This is a genomic window from Pseudoalteromonas maricaloris (assembly GCF_024746855.1).
Classification (GTDB): domain Bacteria; phylum Pseudomonadota; class Gammaproteobacteria; order Enterobacterales; family Alteromonadaceae; genus Pseudoalteromonas; species Pseudoalteromonas maricaloris.
Genome location: NZ_CP024625.1, coordinates 2690439 through 2710092 on the forward strand (window position 1 = coordinate 2690439; position 19654 = coordinate 2710092).

General features: G+C 43.9%; 20 protein-coding genes. 10 read left to right on the top strand and 10 right to left on the bottom strand.

The genetic code is table 11. The features are described from left to right. Positions 1 to 174 precede the first annotated feature (174 nt). A complete protein-coding gene (locus CTT31_RS11775) occupies positions 175 to 1698 on the top strand; it encodes an amidase (protein ID WP_211857977.1) in 1524 nt (507 codons plus the stop codon). A 92-nt stretch (positions 1699 to 1790) separates the two neighbouring features. Here CTT31_RS11775 and cysS read toward each other — a convergent pair whose 3' ends face one another. Further along, positions 1791 to 3170, bottom strand: coding sequence for a cysteine--tRNA ligase (gene cysS / locus CTT31_RS11780; RefSeq protein WP_039497102.1), 1380 nt, complete (start codon positions 3168 to 3170; stop codon positions 1791 to 1793). Positions 3171 to 3369: 199 nt separating this feature from the next. Between cysS and CTT31_RS11785 the strand changes: the two genes are divergently transcribed. Both CTT31_RS11785 and CTT31_RS11790 read left to right on the top strand, forming a co-directional pair. Further along, positions 3370 to 3864 carry a peptidylprolyl isomerase gene (locus CTT31_RS11785; RefSeq protein ID WP_010371206.1) on the top strand — a complete coding sequence of 165 codons (495 nt, stop codon included), beginning with the start codon at positions 3370 to 3372 and terminating at the stop codon, positions 3862 to 3864. A 58-nt stretch (positions 3865 to 3922) separates the two neighbouring features. After that, positions 3923 to 4648, top strand: a complete 726-nt coding sequence (locus CTT31_RS11790) for a UDP-2,3-diacylglucosamine diphosphatase (RefSeq protein ID WP_260491319.1) — start codon at positions 3923 to 3925, stop codon at positions 4646 to 4648. A gap of 9 nt (positions 4649 to 4657) precedes the next feature. Here CTT31_RS11790 and miaE read toward each other — a convergent pair whose 3' ends face one another. Further along, a complete protein-coding gene (miaE, locus tag CTT31_RS11795; RefSeq protein WP_211857981.1) occupies positions 4658 to 5440 on the bottom strand; it encodes a tRNA isopentenyl-2-thiomethyl-A-37 hydroxylase MiaE in 783 nt (260 codons plus the stop codon). A gap of 209 nt (positions 5441 to 5649) precedes the next feature. On the opposite strand from miaE, the gene CTT31_RS11800 reads away from it, so the two are divergent. Further along, positions 5650 to 6249, top strand: coding sequence for a Yip1 family protein (locus tag CTT31_RS11800; protein ID WP_010606742.1), 600 nt, complete (start codon positions 5650 to 5652; stop codon positions 6247 to 6249). Positions 6250 to 6466: 217 nt separating this feature from the next. On the opposite strand, the gene CTT31_RS11805 is transcribed toward CTT31_RS11800, so the two are convergent. From CTT31_RS11805 to pspA, 8 genes are all read right to left on the bottom strand, one after another. After that, complete coding sequence (locus CTT31_RS11805) at positions 6467 to 6808, bottom strand: 4a-hydroxytetrahydrobiopterin dehydratase (RefSeq protein WP_017216111.1); 342 nt, start codon at positions 6806 to 6808, stop codon at positions 6467 to 6469. Positions 6809 to 6818: 10 nt separating this feature from the next. Beyond that, on the bottom strand, positions 6819 to 7616 hold the full coding sequence (phhA, locus tag CTT31_RS11810; protein ID WP_010371198.1) for a phenylalanine 4-monooxygenase: 798 nt from the start codon (positions 7614 to 7616) through the stop codon (positions 6819 to 6821). A gap of 255 nt (positions 7617 to 7871) precedes the next feature. Further along, a complete protein-coding gene (locus CTT31_RS11815; protein ID WP_211857983.1) occupies positions 7872 to 9050 on the bottom strand; it encodes a trans-sulfuration enzyme family protein in 1179 nt (392 codons plus the stop codon). Between the two features lie 190 nt (positions 9051 to 9240). Next, positions 9241 to 10266, bottom strand: coding sequence for a TIGR01620 family protein (locus tag CTT31_RS11820; protein WP_211857984.1), 1026 nt, complete (start codon positions 10264 to 10266; stop codon positions 9241 to 9243). Beyond that, positions 10263 to 11675 carry a YcjX family GTP-binding protein gene (locus CTT31_RS11825; protein ID WP_260491320.1) on the bottom strand — a complete coding sequence of 471 codons (1413 nt, stop codon included), beginning with the start codon at positions 11673 to 11675 and terminating at the stop codon, positions 10263 to 10265. Before CTT31_RS11825 ends, CTT31_RS11820 begins: the two co-directional genes overlap by 4 nt. 48 nt (positions 11676 to 11723) lie before the next feature. After that, positions 11724 to 12125: an envelope stress response membrane protein PspC gene (gene pspC / locus CTT31_RS11830; protein ID WP_010371193.1), complete on the bottom strand. Its 402-nt coding sequence runs from the start codon at positions 12123 to 12125 to the stop codon at positions 11724 to 11726. Then, positions 12122 to 12355 (bottom strand): envelope stress response membrane protein PspB, encoded by a 234-nt coding sequence (gene pspB / locus CTT31_RS11835; protein ID WP_010371190.1) that lies wholly within the window; start codon positions 12353 to 12355, stop codon positions 12122 to 12124. Before pspB ends, pspC begins: the two co-directional genes overlap by 4 nt. A gap of 77 nt (positions 12356 to 12432) precedes the next feature. Next, positions 12433 to 13092, bottom strand: coding sequence for a phage shock protein PspA (gene pspA, locus CTT31_RS11840; protein WP_010371188.1), 660 nt, complete (start codon positions 13090 to 13092; stop codon positions 12433 to 12435). Positions 13093 to 13275: 183 nt separating this feature from the next. Here pspA and pspF point away from each other — a divergent pair, with 183 nt between their 5' ends. The 6 genes from pspF to CTT31_RS11870 are packed head-to-tail and all read left to right on the top strand — an operon-like array spanning position 13276 to position 19646. Next, positions 13276 to 14367 (top strand): phage shock protein operon transcriptional activator, encoded by a 1092-nt coding sequence (gene pspF, locus CTT31_RS11845; RefSeq protein WP_260491321.1) that lies wholly within the window; start codon positions 13276 to 13278, stop codon positions 14365 to 14367. 2 nt (positions 14368 to 14369) lie between these two features. Continuing rightward, a complete protein-coding gene (locus tag CTT31_RS11850) occupies positions 14370 to 15977 on the top strand; it encodes an ABC transporter substrate-binding protein (protein WP_370649616.1) in 1608 nt (535 codons plus the stop codon). A gap of 1 nt (position 15978) precedes the next feature. Further along, positions 15979 to 17013: an ABC transporter permease gene (locus CTT31_RS11855; RefSeq protein ID WP_039497080.1), complete on the top strand. Its 1035-nt coding sequence runs from the start codon at positions 15979 to 15981 to the stop codon at positions 17011 to 17013. Continuing rightward, a complete protein-coding gene (locus tag CTT31_RS11860) occupies positions 17000 to 17893 on the top strand; it encodes an ABC transporter permease subunit (protein ID WP_039497078.1) in 894 nt (297 codons plus the stop codon). The genes CTT31_RS11855 and CTT31_RS11860 overlap by 14 nt, the downstream gene beginning before the upstream one ends. Next, positions 17893 to 18900, top strand: coding sequence for a peptide ABC transporter ATP-binding protein (locus tag CTT31_RS11865; protein WP_010606731.1), 1008 nt, complete (start codon positions 17893 to 17895; stop codon positions 18898 to 18900). The genes CTT31_RS11860 and CTT31_RS11865 overlap by 1 nt, the downstream gene beginning before the upstream one ends. After that, positions 18885 to 19646 carry an ATP-binding cassette domain-containing protein gene (locus tag CTT31_RS11870; RefSeq protein WP_069018590.1) on the top strand — a complete coding sequence of 254 codons (762 nt, stop codon included), beginning with the start codon at positions 18885 to 18887 and terminating at the stop codon, positions 19644 to 19646. Before CTT31_RS11865 ends, CTT31_RS11870 begins: the two co-directional genes overlap by 16 nt. The last annotated feature ends 8 nt before the right edge of the window (positions 19647 to 19654 follow it).

The following is a 19654-nucleotide window of genomic DNA, read 5'->3' on the forward strand; positions in this document are numbered from 1 at the left end:
ATTTTTTGTTATCTCGTGAAGTTAAGTGTGTGTGGCTAGCAGCAAAAATACAAGTTTTAAAGACGCCTAAATCATGCTTTGTTTAGGCTACTCGCTTGACCTTTTACAGGGCTCGTGACTAAATAAAGGACAAATAAATAACAATAATACTACTGCGGATTGGTAAAATACGTCATGAAAAAATCCCTACTCGCTTTAACCACTTGTATCGCGCTTGCGTTGCCAGCTTATAGTCAATCGCTTGCGGACCTTACCACGCTCGAAGCACAAACCAAAATACAAAATCGAACTTTATCAGCAACGCAACTCACTGAGTTTTATTTAAAAAGGATTTCACAACTTGACGACAGTGGCCCTATGCTCAATGCAGTGATCACGCTCAATCCCAACGCTTTACAAGACGCTAAAAAGCTTGATGCCGAACTACGCGCGGGAAAATACCGAGGGCCACTTCATGGCCTGCCAGTTATTGTTAAAGATAATATCGACACCAGAGCGCCAATGGCAACAACTGCAGGTGCGCTCGCATTGCAACACAACGTCAAAACCCAAGCGGCACCACTTATCATCCAGTTAGAACAAGCCGGCGCTATCATCCTTGGCAAAGCCAATTTAAGTGAATGGGCAAACTTTAAATCAAGTTTCAGCTCGAGCGGCTACAGCACGCTTGGGGGTCAAACCAAAAACCCGTATGTGTTAGACAGAACACCATGTGGCTCAAGTTCAGGCTCTGCTGTTGCCGTCTCCGCAGGTCTTGCACTGCTCGCTATTGGCACGGAAACTGACGGTTCTATTGTTTGTCCTTCAGCACATAATGGTGTTGTAGGTATTAAACCGACTGTCGGTTTGATTTCAGGTGAAGGCATTGTTCCTATCAGTCATAGCCAAGATAGCGCTGGCCCTATGGCAAAATCGGTGATGGGTGCCGCTTTGTTACTCAATGCTATCGTTATCGATGCAAAACAGCCGATTGACTTTACCCAAGGCTTAAATACTGCCAGTTTCAATGGCAAACGAATTGCTATCACCAGTCATGTAGGTCAATTTCCACCTGCAGTGCAAGCGGTATTTGCAAAAGCCGTTGCGACCATGAAAGCAAATGGCGCAGAAATAATTGAAGGGTTAGACTTACCTGAGCTGGAAGCTTTAGGCTCCGCTGAATTGGATATTTTGCTCTATGACTTTAAGCATGATCTTAATGCTTACCTTGCCACGACACCAGAGCAGGTAAAAGTAAAAAACCTAAACCAGCTCATCCAATTCAACCAGCAACATCCCTCCACCATTAAATACTTTGATCAATATTTGATAGAGGAAGCTGCAAAGAAAGGCGATATCACTGAGCACCGATATCAAGAAGCCCAAGCTTTGGTTAAAGAATTTGCCCGTCAACAAGGCATTGATAAAATAATGCAAGAACATCGCCTTGACGCATTTATCGCACCAACGAATACCCCAGCTTGGAGTATCGATATCATTAACGGTGATAATTTCTCCGCCTCCTCGTCATCTCCCGCCGCGATTGCAGGATATCCAAGCATTACCGTACCGATGGGTTTTCATCACGAGCTACCGCTGGGTATTTCTTTCTTCGCTGAGGCTTATAGCGAAGCGAAATTAATCAAGCTTGCCTATGCTTTCGAACAGTTGACTAATGCACGCAAAGCGCCTGAGTTTAAGGCAACATTAACGCCATAAAAATAATAGTAACGTTATTAAATAAAAAATGCCTTCACATCGCTTGATATGAAGGCATTTTTTATTTGCGTATTTTGTTGGTACCAAGAAGGTTAAGCTTTACGCCAAGTTGTTTTGCCCGCGCTATCTTCTAACACAACGCCTAAAGCAGTTAGCGCATCACGCGCTTCATCCGCTGCAGCCCAATCTTTATTTTCACGAGCGCTGCGGCGCTTTTCAATCAATGCTTCAATTTGCGCTACTTCGTCGTCGTCTTGTTCGCCCTGTAAGAAAGATTCAGGGTCTTGCTGCGCAATACCTAAGACTTCCGCTAGTTTCACAAGAATAAACGCGTGCTCACCAGCAGCTTTTGCGTCACTATCTTTTAAGCGATTCACTTCTTTTGATAATTCAAAAATCACTGGCAGTGCTTCTGGCGTGTTGAAGTCGTCGTTCATTGCTGTCTCAAAACGTTCAACGTAAGCATTACCTTTAAGTTCGACCTCCACCAGCTCAACGCCACGTAGCGCAGTGTAAATACGCTCAAGCGACGAACGTGCTTGTTCAAGGTTTTCTTGTGAGTAGTTTAGCTGGCTACGATAATGACCATTGATCAAGAAATAGCGTACTGTTTCTCTATCAAAGGCTTTTAGCACTTCACGTACGGTAAAGAAATTGCCAAGAGACTTAGACATTTTCTCTTTGTTAACTTGTACCATGCCGGTGTGGATCCAGGTGTTCACATAACGGCCGTTATTTGCGCAGCAAGATTGGGCAATCTCGTTTTCATGGTGCGGGAATTGCAGATCTGAACCCCCACCGTGAATATCAAAAAATTCACCCAAATGCTTTGAACTCATTGCGCTACACTCAATGTGCCAACCTGGACGACCTTCGCCCCACGGAGATTGCCACGCAGGCTCACCCGCTTTGGCTTTTTTCCACAATACAAAGTCAAGTGGATCATCTTTGTCTTGCGCTACTTCAACGCGTGCACCCGCTTGTAGCATTTCTAAATCTTGCTGAGATAACTGACCATATTGCTCAAACGTTGAAACATCAAACAATACATCCCCGTCCTTCGCAACGTAAGCATGGCCTTTTTCAATCAAGCGCGCGATCATCTCGATGATTTCGTCCATATGCCCTGTTACCGTCGGCTCAATATCCGCAGGTAGCATATTCAACGCAGTAAAGTCTTCATGCATGGCTTTGGTCATGCGAACGGTTAGATCATTAATCGACTCTTTGTTTTCCGCGGCGCGTTTAATGATTTTGTCATCCACGTCAGTAATATTACGCACATACGTGACGTCATAACCTAAATAACGTAAATAACGGTTCATTACGTCAAATGAAACGTAAGTGCGTGCGTGTCCTACATGACAGAAATCATAGATAGTGATACCACACACGTACATATCAACCTTGCCTTCTTTGAGCGGTTTAAAAGGGGCTTTTTGGCGAGTGAGTGTGTTGAAAATCTGCAACATGTAGTTTTCTTCCTAAGTACGGTTCATTTTTTAACAAAAGTGCTTTTAATCATACCACCTGCATAGCAGCGCCTCTAGATTTTAATAACGAATTACGGCAGTTTTTTGATTTTTTACGCTGATTTTTAAGGAATGCTTTTTCACAAAAGCCCAGTTGATATAAAATAGGGTTTTATCATTCAACACGATGGACACTAACATGGTTGTTTTAGAAACAAATCACGGCGAAATCCGTATTAATCTTTTCGCTGACAAAGCGCCTGAAACGGTAGCTAACTTCCTAAACTACGTAAACAGCGAGTTTTATAACGGTACTATTTTCCACCGTGTAATCGACGGTTTTATGGTTCAAGGTGGCGGATTCGCATCGGGTATGGAACAAAAACCAGTTGAAGCACCGATCAAAAACGAAGCAAACAACGGTGTTGCAAACAAAGTGGGTACTCTAGCAATGGCACGTACGCCAGATCCACACTCTGCAACTGCACAATTTTTTATCAATGTTAACGACAATGACTTCCTTAACTTCTCTAGCGAAACATCGCAAGGTTGGGGTTACTGTGTATTCGGTGAAGTTGTTGAAGGCATGGACGTAGTAAATAAGATTAAAGGTGTTGCTACTGGTTCTTCTGGTTTCCACCAAGACGTACCGCTTGAAGATGTGATCATCGAAAAAGCATACGTTGCTGAGTAATATCCTACTTTTTATTCAAGGCCAGTATTTATGCTGGCCTTATTAGTTTTGAGGTCCCATGGGTAAAACCTATTTTATCGCCGACTTGCATTTAACCGAGCACCGCACTGATATCACCGCCGCTTTTTTCGCTTTTCTCGACCATCACATGACCGCCGATGTCGACGCTTTATATATTCTGGGTGATTTTTTTGAAGTGTGGATTGGAGACGATGAAAAAGACCCCTACGCCCTGAGTATTGCACAAAAACTGCGAAGCTTGAGTCACCTTGGCATTCAAGTCTTTTTTATTCACGGTAACCGTGATTTTTTAATCAAACAAGCCTTTGCTGACGAATGCCAAATGACTTTGTTACCTGAACAAGCGGTGATAGATCTATACGGCACACCAACGGTGATTTTGCACGGCGATGAGATGTGTACACAAGACGAAGCCTATCAAAAGTTTCGTAAGAAGAGCCGCGGTTGGTGGTGGCCAAGATTGATGCTTGCTATGCCACTTTGGTATCGTCGCAGAGTTGCTGCAAATGCAAGGCGTAAGAGTATTGAAAACCAAAAAGGCAAGCCCCTTGAGATTCTAGATGTCACCGAAGAAGCAGTGGCTGAAATGTTCGCAAAACATGGCGTAGACAATATGATCCACGGCCACACCCACAGACCAAAAGTGCACACCTACCAAGATGGTAAGGTACGTACTGTACTTGGCGATTGGTATTCACAAAGCTCATATATCGTCGTTGATGACAGTGGCAAACAGCAGCTCCTTTGCCACCCTTTTGAATAAATTTAGTGCTTAAATAGGCGCACCTGAGTGAAACTTGAAATCGGGGTCCGGTGAGCTGATAAGCTCGTTTTCTACTTGCTGAAATAGTTGAACACGCCCAGCTACGTCACAGCGCTTAGGAGCGGTTGCGTTGGCCACTTGATGCGCTAAATCAATATAGTCTTGATAATGTCTGGCTTCTGAGCGCAATAGCGACACATAAAACTTAGCAATTTCTTGATCTAAGTGTGGCGCAAGTTTGGCGAAACGTTCACATGAACGAGCCTCAATGTAAGCACCAATGATCAGTTTATCAACCAGGGCTGCGGGTTCATAAGTGCGAATGTGTTTGATCATTCCAGACGCATAGCGAGATGCTTGTACGTACTCAACAGGAATATCACGTGCCCTTATGATTTCTAGCACCTGTTCAAAGTGATGTAGCTCTTCTTTGATAAGCCTCACCATCTTACTCAAAATATCTTGATTGTAAGCATATTCAGGTCGTGCAGTTAGCTCACCGATCAATTCATTTTTACTGCCTGAAAACTCGCCATCACCAATACTGCGATAAATAAAATCTTCGTAAGGTTGCAACCAACTTAACAATGTTTTTGCAGACGCATCATCTATTGCATATTTGCGAATTAAGAAGGCCGCACTTTGCGCCGCTTTTAACTCACAATGCATATGATCGATAAGCAATAATGGTAAGTGCTCGCTTTGCTTTGCTTTTTCAATCCAAGCTTGCGGGGTTTCACAGCCTAAAAATTGGTTAATAGGCGTAAGTAAATCTGTGTACTTTTCTAACATAACAACAAAAGACTAATGTGTTTGCGCCATTTTATCATAACTTCTCGCTGCAAGGTGCACCACAAGGCTATTCCCCAAGAAGTTTTAGACTATTCTGAAAATAGTAATATTGCTATTCAACTACATTTTCTTGACAAAAATTAACTCATCTCTCATAACTTAATTGAATTGTACAAAAATAGTACAAACCTATATTTGAGGGGCTAACTATGATCTTTAATCATCTTTGGGGCTTATATGCTCACCCGCACGAAGAGTGGCAAACAATCGATAACCGTCACGAAAGCATGTTTTACAGTTTGTCACATATTGCACTTGTTGCGCTGATCCCAAGCATTATGGGGTACTATTCTTCAGTCTACTTAGGCTGGAGTGTTGGTACTGGGGATGCTGTCTATTTAACTCATGAGTCGGCAATATTAATTGGTGTTGCAATGTACTGCGCATTAATTGCAGGCGTCTTTATTCTGGCGTATCTCGCCCACTGGATGGCCATCACTTTTGGCTCAACACCGACCTATACACAGACTCTAGAGTTATCGGCCTACACGGCAACGCCAATGTTTATGTCGGCTTTTGCGGCATTTTATCCTGAGCTTTGGTTTGTCGTATCGGTTGGGATGGTTGCACTGGCGTACTCCGTTTACCTGCTTTATACGGGCGTGCCTATTCTTATGCATATTCCTGAAGAGCGTGGGTTTATTTATGCCAGCTCGGTTGTGACTTGTGGCCTAGTGCTGTTAGTCATCATTCTTGCTGCAACCGCTATCTTGTGGACTAATGGCATAATTAGCCCTACGTTTACGTAACCTGAGGGCGAGATAAGAAATAGATTAATCTATTTCTGCTAACGCTAGTTGTATTTGGTTGGAAAATGAAAAGACAAACCTTTTCTTGGCTTTTATCCTAAATGATGAATAAAAACGGCGCTTGTTTAGCGCCGTTTTTATTTTGTAGGTCGAAATATGACATGGGGTTGTCGATATTTGTCGCTATTTACCGATATTTGTCGGCATAAATGTCGACCTACTGTGCGAATACTTCGTCGGTTTTAGCGGCACAGATAAAATCGTTTTTATGAAGACCTTTAATAGAATGGCTCCACCACGTTACCGTCACTTTACCCCATTCGGTAAGTAGACCTGGGTGATGGCCTTCTTCTTCAGCCATATCACCCACCTTGTTTGTGAACGCAATTGCTTGTTTAAAGTTTTTAAACTTGTAAACACGCTCAAGCTGCATAATACCATCGCGTACTTCAGGTACCCAATCAGGGATCTGTTTGATTAGAACCGCTAGTTCTTCATCTGATACTTTAGGCGCATCCGCACGACACGCTTCACATTTTTGTGCACTTAAATCAGACATTGATAATTCCTTAACTTGCTAGTTTTTCTTTTGGCGGAAACTTAGGTTCAAATAACCCAAGCTCTTTTGCTTGTTCAACCTGCGACATGATATCCATTTTAGAGATCTCAAATAAGTCGTTGATTGAGTTAATTGTATAGTAAACAGGTTGCATAATGTCGATGCGATAAGGTGTACGTAACACATCTAACACTTTAAGCGGATTAATTTCTGGTTTGTCGGAGTAAACATATTGAGTCTCACCTGGGCTTGATAGCACACCGCCACCGTAGATACGCAAACCTTGCTCGGTTTGCATCAAACCGAATTCGACGGTAAACCAGTATAAGCGCGCAAGGTAGACGCGATCTTTCTTTTCAGCGGCATAGCCTAGCTGACCATACTTGTGTGTAAACTCGGCGAATGCTGGATTCGTTAGCATTGCACAATGGCCAAAAATCTCATGGAAGATATCTGGTTCTTGCAAGTAATCAAACTCTTCTCTTGAGCGAATAAAGGTCGCTACAGGAAACTGTTTGTTGGCAAGTAATCGAAAGAACTCATCGAAATCAATCAATGCCGGCACTGGTGCTACCTGCCAACCCGTTTCTTTCGCTAGTGCTTCGTTTAACTCACTTAGTTGTGGAATGCGGTCTTTTGGTAAGTTAATTTTCTCAAGGCCCGCCAAATATTCATCACAGGCTTTGCCTTCGATACACGCTAGCTGACGTGCAACTAACTCTGACCAAATTTGATTCTCTTCATCTGTCCAAGCAATAACGCCATTTTCATCTGGCTGCTTAGATACATATTTACTTGCTTTAGCCATTTTACATTCTCACTTACTTCACCCCGAGTTTATGATCTTGCAATTTCAATTGCCGTCCTGTTGATGGTTCGGAGCGCTTCAACTTGTGACTTTGATACTAAGTAAAAGTGAAGGAAAGTTTAATAGTGAGCACGTTTATCACATTTCGCACAACAAGCATTTTCGTAAACTATGAAATACACGCTTGTAAAATTAAAATTACACACATAATAAAAAGGGGCCAAACCCAGCCCCTTTGTAAAAATTAACTTACAGCTATATTTTATCAAACGCCTGCTTAAGATCGTCAATAATGTCTTCTACGTCTTCAAGCCCCACTGAAATCCGAATTAGTCCATCAGAAATTCCCGCAGCTAACCTTTCCTCTTGTGTATAAGGAGAGTGTGTCATTGATGCCGGATGTTGAATGAGCGTTTCCGGATCACCTAGACTTACCGCTAACGTACACAGCTCAGTCGCATTGATAAATTGTTCACCCTGCTCTAGCGAGCCGTTGATTTCAAAAGCAATTACCCCACCAGCCCCTTTCATTTGTTCACCTAGAAATTGGTAACCAGGATGCGAAGGTAAACCAGGGTAGTAGACTTTATTCACTTTAGGGTGCGCTTCTAGGAACTCTGCTACCGTTTGTGCGCTTTGACAGTGGCGCTGTACACGCAAAGCTAAGGTTTTCAACCCTCGATTGATTAACCAAGCATCATGAGGACTGATTGTAGCGCCAATGTCTTTTAACACGGTTAATTTGATAAGTTCTATGTGCTCTTTTGAACCGCACACGAGCCCTGCTACCACATCCCCATGACCATTTAGATACTTGGTTGCGCTGTGCACAATAAGATCAGCACCATAATTCACAGGCTTTTGTAAAAGCGGCGTCATAAAGGTATTGTCAACGACAAACAAGAGCTCGTGCTGTTTAGCGATCTCCCCTAACATTTTCAGATCTAATACCGTCATGTTGGGGTTGATCGGCGTTTCGGCAAACAATAGTTTTGTATTTTCCTGTACCGCATCACGTAACGCGTGCTCATCGGTTAAGTCTACAAATGACACCTCAATACCGAATTTAGGCAACATATGCGCAAATAGTGCGAAGCTACAGCCATATAATGCGCTTGATGCAATCATATGGTCGCCTTGCTGCAAAAAGCTCAGCACCGATGCAGACACAGCCCCCATACCAGTGGCGGTCGCCGCAGCATCTTCCATTCCCTCGAGTCGAGCTACTTTTTCTTCTAGCTCTCGCGTCGTAGGGTTGCCTAAGCGAGTATAGATATAGCCGGGCTCTTCACCGGCGAACCGTGCGGCTCCTTGCGCTGCGTCTTTAAAGTGGAATGTTGAAGTTTGATACAAAGGAGCGGTTAACGCCCCATGTGGGTCATCAAAATGATTGGGTCCGTGAATACACTGACTGTCATCTCTTAATTTTTTCATACTTGCCTGCTGATTTTATTATTGCCAACCAAATAAACATGGTAGTGAATTGATTAGCGTCGTTTTTGTGTAATAACCAATATGTAGGGCAGTTTAGAAAAATAGACAAGCATGCCAGATGGGGAGACGGCTAGTTCACTTACTGTGACTAGCCAGTTTTACTTAAAGAGGTGTATAAAATTGTTGCCGTTTAATCTTTTTTGCTACGCCTTAATAGCACATCTACGACTGAGCTAATCGCATTTTTCAAAAGACTTTGTTTGTGCTCCAAACGTGGTAATGGTCGACAAAGTTCCATCGCCTTATAGCCCAAACGAGCTGTAAATATCCCAGCACTCAGGCCCTGTGCTGAACGGGTAGAAAGCTTGCCGAGTAATTCAGCCCCCACACTGGTCGCAGCAAGGTCGCTTACCAGTTCACTTGCGCCAACAAACACCATTTGCTTCAACAGCATTTTGTACAAGGTGATACGGCTGCGATACGCTAATCGAATACCATAATGTTTGCTGATCTTTTCCACCAGCACGACTCCGCGCCAAAGCACCGCCAGCATATCCACAAGTGCAAGTGGACTTAAAGCAACTAAGAGCGCCGATGTTGTCGCATGCTCTTGAATTAGCTTTTTAGCTTCAGCATCTTGGCCTCGGAGCAAGGTTTTTTCATATAAAGTGATGACTTCTTTGTCTGTATGGTGAGGCTGTAATGCCTCTTCAAATGCGGCAACCTTTTGCTCTGGATGCGCTTTTAATAGTGGTGCAAGCCAAGCTCGCGCCTCGCCAATTTGGTCACTCTGTAATAAGCGCTGGGCATCATGCTTAATTTGCTGATGTTGTTTAAGCTTGCTAAGTGCGATGACTTCTGAAAATAAGAATTTAAATAGCGCCAATAAACCAAGAGACAATACGGTGGTGTATAGACTAAACAGCAGAATATTTTGCTCATAGCTCTCTATCAAGGTCAGTGCTGCTTCCACAATGATAAGTATTAATAGCGCAAGCAAAAAGCACTGCTTAAACCCAAATCGCCAAGGCGATTCGTAAATACGTTCAATTTTCGGTAACTCGGGTTCAGGCACAGCATCAAGGCTTTCACTCACAACCAGCTCGTTGCCGAGAACTTTGCCTTCACCACCCAAATGTTGAGACTCATCTTGGCGTTCAGTATCGATGTTTAAGCGCCTACCCGAGCCTTGGTAAGATTTTGTCTGATCTGTCACCTTAATTTATCTCCAATTAAGAACTGCAAAGCATGATCAAGCCTGATATGCGATAAGTTTCCTTGCCTCGCAGGTAGCGGTTCAAACGCTAAAAACTCAAACCCACTTTGGGGCCAAGCCTGCGCTTTTGGAACGTGATCAGGCGGGGTTGGTGGTACATAGTTGATAAACTGCTGCTCGCCGACCGGCTTGCCATAGATACATTGTACATGTTGCGTCCCCTCTTTCACCGCCCTTGACTCAACACTTCTCACCGAAGAAAGAGACATCGTATCCACGGTTACCCCGTTGAAGCGAAGCTCATTGGCACTGTCCACCAGCATTTCATTTAACAACCTTGTCAAATTGGTCTGCTGCTCGTTCAAGACGCCATCACATTTGTTGGCGGCAAATAGTACCTTATCTATTTTTGGGTTAAATAAACGAGACAAAAAGCCACTTTTACCATGAGAAAACATGGCGAGGATCTGCTTTAACGCAACTTCTTGCTCCTTCAGTGTGTCATAGCCATCACTTAAGCTACCCAATAGATCAACTAACACGACTTGGCGGTCAAACTGACAAAAGTAATCTTTGTAAAAAGGTGCGACGACTTGCTTTTTGTAGGCTTCAAAACGCTCCACAAGCTGTTGATATTGTGAATGATCGGTAATGTCGTTTGGGTGAACTTGTACCGGGAAAAACAGCAATATTGGCGCTCCCTCAAGGTCACCAGGGATCAACGCTCGGCCAGGTTGCAGGTTAGATAAACGAGTATCCCGCTGCAGCTGCGCTAAAAGCGCATGGTAACTTTGTGCAAGCATTTTCAGCTTACTTTCATCCACCGCTTCCGTTCCATCAAACTGCTCGAGGAGCTGTAAAAACGTTTGTGCAAATGGCCGGTATTTAGGCTTATTTAATAATGCAAATTGCTGCTCACACCACTCGGGAAAAGTCATTTTAAGCAGTGGCAAGTCCATTAACCACTCACCTGGGTAATCATATAGTTCAAGGTATAGTGTATGGGTTTGCGCTAAGTGCTGTTTGAGTCCGCGTTCACTATGATACCTAAACGCCAGTGTTAAGGTGTTGATACGTTTGGTTGACGCAGGCCATGTTGGCGGCTCTTCCAACAAACAAGTTATTGCTTGCTGATAGTCAAAAGTTGGTACCGCCAGTGCCTTCTGCGGCTCAGGACGACACGCAACAAGACGACCTTCACTCACAACATCTAAAAACGGTAAGTTGTCGGTGCTCGTTTGAGTAGTCAGATGCTTGATAAGCGCCGTGATAAATGCGGTTTTTCCGCTGCCACTAAACCCGGTTACGGCAAGCTTGATATGCTTATCAAAAGAGCGGTGGAGCGTTTTTTTTGCTTGTTGTTTTAACTTATCTAGGGAAGATGGGGTTCGAAAACGTGACGTAGTCATAAGTAGAAAAGTGCCCCTCAAGAAAATGCCAAGGCGGCCAATACCGCCTTATAGCTTGTCAATTTCTCTGCTAACCGTAAATTCAGGGGAAGTTACGTAGCGTTCCATGTTCTGAATGCGACCATCAAGTCGTGATAATCTGTCTTTTAGGTCATAAAGTGCCTGCCTTGGCGGCTCGCCTTTTTGCCACACCTTAAACTTCACCGATACTTTATCTTCATCTTTCGCATCAGGTGAACGATTTGGTGTCACTTCACGTTTATCTAAAATAAACCAACATGCCACATACACGACGATAAATAATGGACCACCTGATAATAGCACGGCCGTGATGAATAAGATCCTAACAAGCCATAACTCCATGTTGAAATAATCGCTAAGACCTGCGCATACTCCGGCTACCTTGCCGCGACTTGGGTCACGATATAGCTCTCGCTTTAGTCTACTCATAACTTGCGTCTCCATTGTGGTGACTCTTGATCAAGTAAAGCTTCTAACGTTTCAACACGATCTGCCATTTTTTCTGCCTTGCTGGCTAATTCGATAAGCTGACGATGCTCGTGTTCACTTAACCCTTGGCTTACCTGCTTTTTGCTACGGTAGTGCAAAATTAACCAAAGTGGTGCCACGATGACCATAAAAATAATCAACGGAGCCATCAAAACTTCTGCGTCAAACATAATCTTCTCCTGCCTTCAACCTGGCTGTTATTATTGTAGTTGGTTAGCACCTACCCTGACAGTAGGTGCGACTATTTTCACTTTTCAGCCATTTTCTTTTTCAGCTGTTCAAGCTCATCGTCAATCTTTTCGTTCTTTTGCAGATCAGCAATCTCATCCGCTAAAGATTTCTTACCTAGATCGTAAGATTCGATTTGTGACTCCAGGCCATCGATTTTGCTCTCATAACGCTCAAAGCGATTTAGGGCATCATCTACTTTACTGCTGTCGAGTGCCTTTTTCACCTCTAAACGAGATTCTGCTGAGCGCTGGCGTAGTACAATCGCTTTTTGGCGCGCTTTTGCGTCGGCCAATTTATCTTGTAATGTACTGACTTCTTGCTGCAGCTTTTCAATATGTGTGTCTACATGCTCTAGCTCTTTTTCTAGGGCTGCAACATCCTCCGCAGACTTTTGCTTTTCAAGTAAAGCAGCACGTGCTAAATCTTCACGTTCTTTACTTAGTGCAAGCTCTGCTTTGGTTTGCCAATCATCTACCTGTGCTTTTAGCTGATCTAGACGGCGTGTTAACTCCTTTTTCTCAGCGAGTGTTTTTGCTGAGGTCGATCTTACTTCGACTAGTGTATCTTCCATTTCTTGGATAATTAGGCGAACCATTTTTTCTGGATCTTCGGCTTTATCCAAAATAGCATTGATATTAGAATTCACTATGTCTGCAAAACGAGAAAAAATTCCCATAGTGGTTACCTCTTTGGTTAATAGCTAAATTGCTTACTGTCTATGTATCAAATAGCTTGCCAACTTTAACAAATTTAAAAACACAATAAAATCATAAGGTTATTTTATTTTTAAAAAGCCTTTAGTTATCTCTTTTTTTGAAATACACTAGTTATTAGTAAAAACCACTAAGAGTTAGGCAATATGAGCCGTTTTCGCCAACAGGATAATTTATTAGGCCAATCTGACAGCTTTTTAGCTGTGCTAGACAAGGTTTCACAGCTTGCTCCTTTAGAAAAGCCCGTGCTTATTATTGGCGAGCGTGGCACAGGTAAAGAGTTAATTGCGGCGCGTTTGCATTATCTCTCAGAGCGGTGGGATCAGGAATACGTCAAACTAAACTGCGCAGCCCTAAACGAAAACCTTTTAGAGAGTGAATTATTTGGTCACGAAAGTGGTGCCTTTACTGGTGCAAGCAAGCGTCATGAAGGTCGATTTGAACGCGCTAACAGTGGCACACTGTTTTTGGATGAGTTAGCTAATACCTCTGCAATGGTGCAAGAAAAGCTCTTGCGTGTAATTGAATACGGTGAGTTCGAGCGAGTTGGCGGCAAGCAAACCGTAAAAGTAGATACTCGACTGGTATGCGCTACCAATGAAGATCTCCCCACTCTTGCCGATGCTGGAGAGTTCAGACACGACTTATTGGACCGCCTCGCATTTGACGTCATCACCTTACCGCCATTAAGAGCAAGAAAAGAAGACATCTTTTTATTGGCCGAACATTTTGCGATAAATATGGCTCGGGATTTAGGATGGGAGTTATTTAGCGGCTTTACCCGCAAAGCCATCGAGAAACTGCTTGATTACCCGTGGCCCGGTAATATCCGTGAGCTCAAAAATGTAGTTGAACGTAGTTTATATCGTCATGGCAATGACCAAATTCCGGTTCATGATATTGTGTTTGACCCCTTTGCTAGCCCATTTAGGCCGAGTCAACGGATCAAAGCGCCAAATGCCCAGCCAACAACTTCAACCACTCATAAAGTTGAGCCTTTGCCTGTGGCACAGCCGAGTAACGAACAACAGGCAGATCCTGCCCTCGAATTCGACTTCCCTTGTGATTTAAAATCGCTTTCCAACGACTATGAAATCACAATGCTGCAAAAAGCACTTGAATTTAGTCAATTTAATCAAAAGAAAACTGCACAAAACCTTGGTTTGACGTATCATCAACTAAGAGGTTATTTGAAAAAATACAACCTACTGGACCAAAACCAAAAACAAGAGGCATAGTGGTGCGTAAATTGTTTTTTGGTGTGCTGTGTACCGCTTTATTTGGCTGTACGGATCAGACGCCAAATAAAGTGAATGATAAGTCACAAGGCTTAGTATATTGTGCAGAAGCGAACCCTGTGTCATTTAATCCACAAGTGACCACAACAGGGTCTACGATTGATATTATTGCCAATCAGCTTTATGACACCTTGATCAGTATTGATCCTGAAAGCGGCGAATTCTTACCTGAGTTGGCAACGTCTTGGCAGGTCAGCAAAGACGGTAAATCTTTCACTTTTACCCTGAGGGATGATGTCCAATTTCACGATACCCTCTACTTCACACCAACAAGAAAAATGAATGCCGATGATGTGGTATTCTCATTTAACCGTTTATTTGATGTTTACAATCCGTACCACTTTGTTGGTGATGCAAATTATCCTTATTTTCAAAGTATTGGACTCGACCAACTGATCCGCCAAGTAAAAAAAGTGGATGAACATACCGTTCGCTTTGATCTGTTCAACGCGGAAAGTAGCTTTTTATCCAATATCGCCACAGACTTCGCTGTCATTCTTTCTAAAGAATATGCCGATCAGCTTATAGAGCTTGAACATAAGCAAGATTTTGATCAAAAGCCCGTAGGCACAGGTCCGTATAAGTACCGTGAATTTTTACGTGATAACCTGATCCGATATTATCGCCATGAGCATTACTGGAAACACCCGGTATACATGGAACAATTGGTCTACGATATCACCACCAATGGCACTAGCCGCATCGCAAAAATGCTAACTAAAGAATGTGATATTACGGCGCACCCCAGTGCTACCCAGCTCACCGTGCTTGAGCAAAGAAAAGACATAGAAGTTGAAAAGGCCGCAAATCTGAATATAGGCTACTGGGCATTCAACACCGAAAAGCCACCATTTGATAATCCGTTGGTCCGCAAAGCGCTGGCGCACAGCATAGATTTTGAAAAAATCATGCAAGCGGTATTTTACAACAATGGAATTTTAGCCCGCTCGATGCTTCCCCCTTCTTCATGGGCATTTGAAGCGCAGCAAAAAATGCCAACATATGACCCTGAAAAAGCCAAAGAGTATTTGAAACAGGCTGGTCTTGAGGGCGGTTTTTCCATGACCTTATGGGCCATGCCGGTGTCGCGAATTTACAATCCTAACGCGCGGAAAATGGCTGAGCTTATTCAACGTGATTTACGTGATATTGGCGTCAATGCCAGAATCGTGGAGTACGAATGGAATACCTTTATTGAACGCGTTGGCCGCCATGAGCACGATAGTGTGTTATTAGGCTGGGCAGCAGATACGCCTGATCCAGACAATTTTTTCAGCCCATTATTAAGCTGTACTGCAACATTTAGCGGCAAAAACCCTTCCAACTGGTGTAATCCGGAGTTTGACCTATTGCTCACCCAAGCGTTAGACACCAACGATATGGAAGAAAGAAAATTCTATTATCAGCAAGCACAAAAAATGGTCATTGAGCAACTGCCTCTCGTTCCTATTGCTCACGGGCTAAGGTTCCAAGCAACTAGCTCTGATATCAAGGGCGTCTCACTACGTCCATTTGGTGGTATTTCGCTCGCTGAGGCAAGGAGAGACTAACATGTTCGCAAAATATGCTTATCGACGACTGAGCTTGCTTTGCTTTATGTTGTTTACCCTAACGATATTTACTTTCGCCCTCAATTACCTGTTTCCTGGTGAGTTGATCACTAACTTCAGTGGCGAAGTCAACTCAAGTTATGCCCAAACGCAGGTGCTAGTTGAAAAATACCGTATTGAAGAAAATATCTTTGTACAATACGGCGCGTTTATGGCTCGTATGTTTGAAGGCGACTGGGGTTTATCTTTATCGTCGGGCCAGCCCGTGCTTTCTCATGTGAAACATCTATTTCCAGCAACGCTTGAGCTGTGTTTATATGCTTTGACGGTTGCAGTCATTATTGGTGTACCAAGTGGAGTAATAGCCAGCGCTTATCATAAAAAGTGGCCAGATAAGCTCATTAACTCATTAAGCTTGATGGGATTTTCCATTCCAGTTTTTTGGTTAGCCCTGCTGCTCATTATGGCATTTTGTCTGGGTCTAGGGCTTTTTCCTATGTCCGGTAGAATTGGCTTACTTTATGAAATACAGCCCGTTACTCATTTTATTCTGATTGATATTTACCTCGAAGGTTTCCCCTATGGCGGTGCCGCATTTTGGGATGCACTTCATCATTTAGCGCTACCAACCGTTGTGCTGGCTATGTACCCAACGACAGTTTTGATCCGCTTTACTCGCGATTCTATGCTCGAAGTCCTCGACCAGAACTATATTAAAACGGCTAGAGCAAAAGGCCTTAATCGCAGCCAGCTTATCATTCACCACGCGCTGAGAAATGCGCTGCTACCAGTGATAAAACAAATTGGTCTCCAATTTAGCACGCTCATCACACTTGCGATGATCACTGAGGTGATATTCTCTTGGCCTGGGATCGGTCGATGGTTAATTGAAAGCATCTATCAACGTGATTTCCCAGCTATTCAAGGGGGACTGCTCGCGGTGTCTTTCTTCGTTATCATTGCCAACATGTTGTCTGATTTTATTCACTCGATACTCGACCCGCTCGCAAGGAATCAGGCTCATGGCAAAGTTTAATCTATTTACCGAAGAGTCTAATCGCTCACCTTTATTTAGATTATGGCGTAAATTCCGCTCAAATCACGTTGCGCTTGTGGGTTTGTGGCTGTTTGTTGCCCTTACGGTATTGGCTTTAACAGCACCGTTGATCGCGCCCTATGGTGTTAACCAGCAGCATGCTGATGCCCTGTTGCTGCCACCTTCTTGGCATGATGATGGCGATGTGCGCTTTATACTCGGTACAGATGATTTAGGGCGAGACATCTTATCGCGCTTAATGAACGGAGCAACCTTCACCTTTGGTTTATCTATCATTGCGGCCTTGGTTACCACGGCACTCGGCGTCGTACTTGGTACGCTTGCTGGCGCCAGTCGAGGCTTAAAATCCAGCTTTCTTAATCACTTATTGGATATTACGCTCGCCATTCCTTCGTTACTGCTGGCCATTATCATCATTGCTATATTAGGGCCAGGTTTGATGAATACGGTGTGGGCGATCATCTTCGCGCTATTGCCACAATACATCCACTCGATTAGAAACTTAGTGGTCACTGAGCTTAGTAAAGACTATATCATTGCCTTTAAGCTTGATGGTGCAACACGCTGGAAACTGCTCGTCCGTGGCATACTGCCTAACATTTACGAGCATATCGTGGTTATCTTCACCATGGCGCTGTCGACTGCTATTTTAGATATTGCCGCACTTGGTTTCTTAAAGCTCGGTGCGCAGCCTCCATCTACCGAATGGGGTGCTATCCTCCAAGAAAACTTAAGTTTAATTTATCTCGCGCCTTGGACTGTAGGCCTCCCAGGTGTATTGCTCTTTTTGGCAGTACTGTCTACCAACTTGGTTGGTGATGGACTGCGTGAAGCGCTGAAACAACGTAAGGCAGATTAATGCAATTACTAGACATTAAGAACCTCACCATTGAACTACGTACCGAAGACGGTGTTATTCGCGCGGTTGATAAGGTCAACCTTAGCCTTAAAGAAGGCGAAGTGCATGCACTTGTCGGTGAGTCTGGCTCTGGTAAAAGTCTAATCGCCAAGGCCATTGTGGGGGTGCTCAATCAGCGTTGGACAGTAACCGCAGATCGCATGCACTGGCGTGGTGTTGACCTTATGCGTTTATCTTCAGAAAAGCGCAGAAAGCTCGTCAGCCAAGATATTGCGATGATTTACCAAGAGCCAAGTCGAAGCCTTGACCCAACCGCCACTATTTTCGACCAAGTCGCGGAGTCTATTCCCGATAGCGTCTTAAAAGGTGGCTTTTTTGGTCGTAGAAAAGCACGAAAAGAAAAGGTTCGAGCACTATTGCACAAAGCTGGGATCCGAGACGATAAAAAGATCTGCAGCAGTTACCCACATGAACTTTCTGAGGGGATGTGCCAAAAGATCATGATTGCGATGGCCATCGCCAGAAGCCCTAAATTACTTATTGCCGATGAGCCTACCACCGCACTTGAGAGTACCGCCCGCGCGCAAGTATTTCGATTGCTCAAGGCATTAAACCAGCTTAAGAACATGTCGATATTAATGATTTCGCATGAGCTGGAAGAGATCTCCGACTGGTCTCATGCAATGCATGTGCTCTACTGCGGACAGATGGTTGAAGCAGGCCCTACTCAGGCTATTTTTAAACAGCCATTGCATCCCTACACCCAGGCGCTGGTTAAGAGTTTACCTGACTTTGGTCAAGGACTCGGCCATAAAGAAGCATTTTATGCCTTGAAAGGCACTATTCCTCCATTACAGCATTTACCCATAGGATGCCGCTTGGGGCCGAGATGCCCCCAAGCGCAAAAAGAATGTGTCGTCACGCCAAGGCAAAGTCGCTCGCATGGTCATAGTTACGCTTGCCACTTTCCGTTAATTAAGGTGAAGCAAAAATGCAACCCGTCTTAAAAGTACAGTCTTTAAACAAGTCCTACACTTCTCGTCAAGGGCTGTTCAGACGCCGTTCGTTGCAGGTACTCAGAGATGTGTCGTTTGCGCTTGCTCCCGGACAAACCCTCGCAATCATAGGCGAGACTGGCTCTGGTAAAAGTACGCTCGCCAAAGTACTTGCCGGTGCCGACATGGCAGACTCTGGACAAATATTACTAAATGGTCAAATTGTAGAAGACGCTGGTATTCGCAATCATGACTGCCGTACTATTCGCCTTATTTTTCAAGACCCAACTCGCTCGCTCAACCCGGGTCTCACCATTGGGGATATGCTTGATGATTGCCTGCAATACAATACTGAACTCACCGAAGAACAGCGTTATAAGAAAATTCGCATCACACTCAGCCGAGTCGGGCTACTTGGCGAACACATAGACTATTATCCTCATATGTTTAGTGGCGGACAATTACAGCGGGTTGCCTTAGCGAGAGCCCTTATTTTAGACCCTAAAGTGCTGGTACTAGATGAAGCGCTGTCATCATTAGACCCGTCCGTACGTGCACAAACCGTAAATCTGCTGCTAGAGCTACAAGCAGCAACGGGACTTGCGTATGTGCTTATCACACATCATTTGAGTTTGGTTCGCCATATGAGTGATGAAATTTTGGTATTAAATCGCGGCAGAGTTGTCGAATATGGCGAAACGGAGTGTGTGTTCAATACGCCAAAATCTAAAACCATGCAAAAGCTGCTGTCAGCTTAATTTCGCGA

Coding starts and splice junctions, on each gene's coding strand:
- CTT31_RS11775 (WP_211857977.1), top strand. CDS start 175: ATGAAAAAATCCCTACTCGCTTTAACCACTTGTATCGCGCTTGCGTTG.
- cysS (WP_039497102.1), bottom strand. CDS start 3,170: ATGTTGCAGATTTTCAACACACTCACTCGCCAAAAAGCCCCTTTTAAA.
- CTT31_RS11785 (WP_010371206.1), top strand. CDS start 3,370: ATGGTTGTTTTAGAAACAAATCACGGCGAAATCCGTATTAATCTTTTC.
- CTT31_RS11790 (WP_260491319.1), top strand. CDS start 3,923: ATGGGTAAAACCTATTTTATCGCCGACTTGCATTTAACCGAGCACCGC.
- miaE (WP_211857981.1), bottom strand. CDS start 5,440: ATGTTAGAAAAGTACACAGATTTACTTACGCCTATTAACCAATTTTTA.
- CTT31_RS11800 (WP_010606742.1), top strand. CDS start 5,650: ATGATCTTTAATCATCTTTGGGGCTTATATGCTCACCCGCACGAAGAG.
- CTT31_RS11805 (WP_017216111.1), bottom strand. CDS start 6,808: ATGTCTGATTTAAGTGCACAAAAATGTGAAGCGTGTCGTGCGGATGCG.
- phhA (WP_010371198.1), bottom strand. CDS start 7,616: ATGGCTAAAGCAAGTAAATATGTATCTAAGCAGCCAGATGAAAATGGC.
- CTT31_RS11815 (WP_211857983.1), bottom strand. CDS start 9,050: ATGAAAAAATTAAGAGATGACAGTCAGTGTATTCACGGACCCAATCAT.
- CTT31_RS11825 (WP_260491320.1), bottom strand. CDS start 11,675: ATGACTACGTCACGTTTTCGAACCCCATCTTCCCTAGATAAGTTAAAA.
- pspC (WP_010371193.1), bottom strand. CDS start 12,125: ATGAGTAGACTAAAGCGAGAGCTATATCGTGACCCAAGTCGCGGCAAG.
- pspB (WP_010371190.1), bottom strand. CDS start 12,355: ATGTTTGACGCAGAAGTTTTGATGGCTCCGTTGATTATTTTTATGGTC.
- pspA (WP_010371188.1), bottom strand. CDS start 13,092: ATGGGAATTTTTTCTCGTTTTGCAGACATAGTGAATTCTAATATCAAT.
- pspF (WP_260491321.1), top strand. CDS start 13,276: ATGAGCCGTTTTCGCCAACAGGATAATTTATTAGGCCAATCTGACAGC.
- CTT31_RS11855 (WP_039497080.1), top strand. CDS start 15,979: ATGTTCGCAAAATATGCTTATCGACGACTGAGCTTGCTTTGCTTTATG.
- CTT31_RS11860 (WP_039497078.1), top strand. CDS start 17,000: ATGGCAAAGTTTAATCTATTTACCGAAGAGTCTAATCGCTCACCTTTA.
- CTT31_RS11865 (WP_010606731.1), top strand. CDS start 17,893: ATGCAATTACTAGACATTAAGAACCTCACCATTGAACTACGTACCGAA.
- CTT31_RS11870 (WP_069018590.1), top strand. CDS start 18,885: ATGCAACCCGTCTTAAAAGTACAGTCTTTAAACAAGTCCTACACTTCT.